Here is a 956-nt window from a genome sequence, read left to right as displayed (position 1 = left end):
ACACTGCGCCATATTCAAGTTGGCGGAGTTCAACCAGCACCATAGCACAAAGCCGCCCTGTTCAGCTTGCTGCCGCGCAGCGGTAGGACGGGGCTTGCAACCCAGTTTTCTTGGTCAACTACAGAAACGGAGAGGGAGGGATTCGAACCCTCGACGGAGCTTTTGGGCCCCGTAACTTCTTAGCAGGAAGCCGCTTTCGACCACTCAGCCACCTCTCCAGGGCCAGGAAGGGCAATGGCAAGCTGGGATCCAGCCACCAGTTCACCTATTGTAGGGGATGGGATCCCACCCGGCAACTGCCCCCTGACCCGCCCTGCAAAGACTCCGTCCCGCTATCGCGATCAGCCGGGATCCCTCCTGGGGTTGGGTGAGTCAGCTCACCACCTGCAGGTAAATATCGAAGCTGCCGCTATTGTCGCCGTAGCTGCCCTTGGCGTCATTGATGTTGAAGGCAATATCCAGGTTGGGATCCAGATCCACCTCTTGGGGCTGCTCTGGCGAGGACTCGAAAACCTGATGGGCCACCAGTTGGGCGTTGGGTTGAAACAGCACAATCCCGTAGCGGCAGAGGCCCGGGTAGCGCCACTCCTCAGGGGTCGGGATCCCTTTGCCAAGGGGCGAGCGGATGCTGGTGGAAAACGAGAAGCCATAGCGCCAAGCCACATTCCTGGGGAAAAAGCGGATACGGCTGGCCCGCAACGGACGCCCTTGCCAGCGTAAAATGTTGCCCGCCTCTTGGTTCACCCGCAGGTCACGGAAAGCCATCCAAGCCTGTAAAGCTTCTTCTTCAGGTTGGATCCCTTCGATGGCCAGGGCCTGGCTCCAATCCAAGTCACTGCCATCGCAGGTGATCTGCCGCGGAATTTGCGCCAAATCCAGTTGTGCCAACCCCAGAGTATCAGACGCAGATTGGGTAAACATCTATCTCTGATACATTTACGCTGAACACTGCTGAA

Annotated in this window: 1 protein-coding gene and 1 tRNA gene; both read right to left on the bottom strand. The window is 58.1% G+C overall.

Going from position 1 to position 956, the window contains the following annotated elements; genetic code table 11:
• Positions 1-127 precede the first annotated feature (127 nt).
• Positions 128-218, bottom strand: a tRNA-Ser gene (locus NW856_RS13265).
• A gap of 154 nt (positions 219-372) precedes the next feature.
• Entirely contained in the window at positions 373-921 is a 549-nt protein-coding gene (locus NW856_RS13260) for a hypothetical protein (protein ID WP_011433891.1), read from the bottom strand.
• Positions 922-956: the final 35 nt, after the last annotated feature.

This window comes from Synechococcus sp. R3-13 (genome assembly GCF_047462195.1).
GTDB lineage: Bacteria > Cyanobacteriota > Cyanobacteriia > Thermostichales > Thermostichaceae > Thermostichus.
Note: the sequence above shows the minus strand (reverse complement) of the source record. Positions and strands in the feature narration are given on the sequence as shown.